Origin of the sequence: Kitasatospora sp. MBT63, assembly GCF_000710465.2 — a bacterium.
GTDB lineage: Bacteria > Actinomycetota > Actinomycetes > Streptomycetales > Streptomycetaceae > Kitasatospora.
In genome coordinates, this window is the sequence record NZ_JAIZ01000602.1 from 1 (window position 1) to 760 (window position 760).

General features: G+C 67.1%; 1 protein-coding gene. It reads right to left on the minus strand.

All coding sequences use genetic code 11. From position 1 onward, the window contains the following. The coding region (locus tag AA75_RS31610) for an AMP-binding protein (RefSeq protein ID WP_033823761.1) at positions 1–760 on the minus strand (760 nt) is incomplete at both ends.

Consider the following 760-nt stretch of genomic DNA (forward strand, 5'->3'; position numbering starts at 1 on the left):
GCGTCGCGGCGCAGGGCCTCGTCGAGGACGTGCACCTCGTGCCCCTCGACCAGCCAGAGCAGCTCCTCCCACGACATGTCGAACGAGAACGACACCGTGTGCGCGATCCGCAGCCGACGACCACCCGCCGACGCCACCACCGGATCGAAGATCGCCTCACGATGGTTCAACTGCATGTTCGTCAGACCACGGTACGGCGTCACCACACCCTTCGGCCGACCCGTCGAACCCGACGTGAAAATCACATACGCCGGCGCATCCAGATCGACGACGACCCCCAGCGGACCGTCCGAGAACGAAGCCAGCTCCGCCACGACCTCCGCCGAATCCAGCAGCACCACCGACCCGGACTCCGGCATCAACGCAGCAGCCGAAGAATCCGTCACCAGACACACCGGCCCGGTCTCCTCCACCATGAACGCCAACCGCTCCCGCGGATAGTCCAACTCCAACGGCAGATACGCAGCCCCCGTCCGCAACACCGCGAACAACGCCGCCACCATCTCCAACGAACGCGGCAACCCCAACGCCACCACCCGCTCAGGCCCCGCCCCACGCGCCACGAACAACCGCGCCAGACGATTCACCCGCGCATCCAACTCCGCGTACGACCACGACGAACCACCGAACACCAACGCCGTCTCACCCGGCACCGACACCGCACGCTCCGCCAGCAGATCCGCCACCGTCGCATCCGGCAACACCCGCGACGTCGCCACCCACTCCCCCAACACCAACCCACGCTCACGCACCGTCAGCA